Raw genomic sequence first — 2,532 nt, 5'->3', positions numbered from 1 at the left:
GACCCTCGCTGTGCGGCCGTGCTAGATGAGCGACCATGTTCAGGCCGTCTGCGTCGTAGAAGACTTGGGAAGTTGTGATTTCGTGCATATCTTACCTCGCGTTGCTCGCGGAACCCACACTTGGTACACGTCGGCATCCATCGCATTCTGAATCGATTCAAAAACTGGAGTCCATGCCCGAAGCGAAAGACGAACAATAGCATCAAGATGCTGAGGAGTGTATTGTTCAATTTGCATTTCGAGATGGAGTTTAGAAGACGCCCAAGAATTGTAGATGATTAAGCGCATAATGCTCCTGCTCACCGGACACAGTAACCTCTGCATCCCAATGATCGCTGAATTTGTTCCGGTGCAGCAGGATTGTTGTGCTGTGCCTATTGCAGCACTTTTCTTAAGAAGAATCGGCTGTGCCCTGCTGGAAAGTCTGGTAGTTCCCCAAAGACAACGTATCCAAGCTTTTGATAAAACTCTGGTGCTTGAAAAGTAAACGTATCTAAATAGGCATATTGGCAACCCCGCTTAACAGCTTCCCGCTCCGCAGCAGCTAGAAGGGAGATACCATAACCTCCTCCTCGATAAGATTCGTGTATCCAAAAAATATCAACATATAGCCACTGCCAATATGTTGACCCGATTAATCCACCGACTAAATTCTCATCTGCATCTCGTAAGCAAACAGCTAATTGCCGAAAGTTGCCCTCACCAGCACAACGACTGTTGTATTGGATCAGTTGTTGAACAATAAATTCAGTCTCATCAAGCTTTGGTTCTTCGACGATCTCTATCTTGAGTTGTGGCTTCATCGCAATTTTTAGTGTGAGCAAAAACTTTCCCGGTTGTAGAATCAGCGCGATCGCCCCACCGACATCTCAAAATGATTTGATACTGCACACTAACAGACAAACTCTTAACCACTGCCTCAACAGATAACCCAAGCAGCACAACGTTCTGCTCACCGGACGCAGTGGCCTCTGCATCCCAACGATAGCTTAAATTCGTTCCGGTGCAGCAAACTTATTATGCAGCGTTTAACCGTACCAAACCCTCATTGTAAAAGCTCAATACACTCTAAGTCTAAGCAAGCTGCCATTGTCTTCTTTAACTGCGGCAACCAAACCCATTTATATTCTCGCCGCTCTGATTCAGAGATACACCATGCTGTAACTACATATAAGCTTTGCATTGCACACAAACGATAGTCACTCCAAAGTTCGGCAAAGCTATAGTCCTCGATGCCAAGTTCCTCAAGCTTTTGATGGTAACGCTGCAACAATGGCTTTTCTAGTTGTCGTCGGATTCCAGTATCCCACCAGTGAACCATCATGTATGCAATATCGCTAACACCTAACCAAACAGATAGGCTCCACTCGAAGAGTTGGCGATCAATTAACAGGGTGTTACCGCTTGCATCAATAGGTGAGAGAATATTACCAGGATTGAGATCACCATGAATGCAAGTTAAGGTCTTAGTTCTGCTAGCACGCTTTTTGAGTTGATCTCCGTGTCCATGAAATATGTGGTGAATCAGATCTAACCATGGTTGGGGCAGGGTTTTACCAACATCATCCAACATCGGACTCAATCCCTGTGCAGGATAGGAGATGTAATTTTCGATTACCTCTTCATTGGGAAACTTTCCTACAGTACTCAACAGAGAATGATTCCACCAACTAGCGTGGATTTTTGCCATTGCATCAACTGTTTTTGCAGCACTTTCCCAAGCTGGTTTGACGTTCCAATTGGAAGCGTGGGTCTGGGATACATCCTGAAGCAATAGATGATAGTGCCCTGTATCGGGCGTATATGCACAGTGATAGCAATGGGGAATGGGAGGATCTTGAATTTGAGTAGCGATCGCCGTGTAATAACAAATTTCAGAATTACCAAAATGTCCAGTATCCACATTACATAGCTTCAAGAATAAATTGGTTGGCAAAACTCCCGTCGCTTCTCTAGAGTAGGTCAGAGCTAGACGAGCAGTACTGGCGTTAGAACTTTTCTCGGCATCCACGCTCACATCTGAAACTGCACCACTATCTAGATAACCCTGTTGCTGTAAAACATGAGTTAACCAATCAGAAGTGGCTTCTTCAACAGTTGTCAAGGGAGTATTTAGCATCATTTTGGGGTGAATTGGTTGTGAAGAAAGCTGTTCAACACCAGCTTTTGATTACCTTGCCGACGATTCTATCTACCTCCTCACCGATGAGAACGGCATAACTATCATTAGAGCGAACCATTCCGCTGATCCATCTAAAACAGCTGGATCGGTGGAATGATTCTGCATAATACGCTCATTTGGGTAGACCGGAATCCCCGCCCTTTCGATTAAAGCGTGAGAGGAGGAGAACGAAAATGCTTTATTTCAACCGATCGCGAGTAAGCATTTCTACTTACCCTCCAAAACTTTATCCCAGATATTCACTTAGCACTGGGTGTCAACTTGTCGGGCACCAAAGAACTCTTAGGAGTATGGATGAGCCAGAATGAGTCTGCCAAATTTTGGCTGGCTGTGCTCACCGAGCTTCAGAA

At 45.1% G+C, this 2,532-nt stretch carries 2 protein-coding genes and 2 pseudogenes; 1 reads left to right on the top strand and 3 read right to left on the bottom strand.

Annotated elements, in window-relative coordinates; all coding sequences use genetic code 11:
* Positions 1-108: 108 nt before the first annotated feature.
* From H6F88_RS34250 to H6F88_RS00085, 3 genes and pseudogenes are all read right to left on the bottom strand, one after another.
* Positions 109-237: pseudogene (locus H6F88_RS34250) on the bottom strand (GNAT family N-acetyltransferase); the annotation flags it as partial.
* A 137-nt stretch (positions 238-374) separates the two neighbouring features.
* Entirely contained in the window at positions 375-803 is a 429-nt protein-coding gene (locus tag H6F88_RS00090; protein WP_190640730.1) for a GNAT family N-acetyltransferase, read from the bottom strand.
* A 242-nt stretch (positions 804-1,045) separates the two neighbouring features.
* The gene (locus tag H6F88_RS00085; RefSeq protein ID WP_206756412.1) at positions 1,046-2,104 is read right to left on the bottom strand and encodes a hypothetical protein; all 1,059 of its coding nucleotides are present in this window, start codon (positions 2,102-2,104) and stop codon (positions 1,046-1,048) included.
* Positions 2,105-2,419: 315 nt separating this feature from the next.
* Here H6F88_RS00085 and H6F88_RS00080 point away from each other — a divergent pair.
* Positions 2,420-2,532, top strand: a pseudogene (locus H6F88_RS00080) (transposase); the annotation flags it as partial.

The sequence above is a fragment of the Oculatella sp. FACHB-28 genome (assembly GCF_014696015.1).
In the GTDB taxonomy this organism is placed as follows: Bacteria; Cyanobacteriota; Cyanobacteriia; order Elainellales; family Elainellaceae; genus JAAUTN01.
Note: the sequence above shows the minus strand (reverse complement) of the source record. Positions and strands in the feature narration are given on the sequence as shown.

Excerpts from the sequence above, each read along its gene's own strand:
- H6F88_RS00090 (WP_190640730.1), bottom strand. The coding sequence starts at position 803 with ATGAAGCCACAACTCAAGATAGAGATCGTCGAAGAACCAAAGCTTGAT.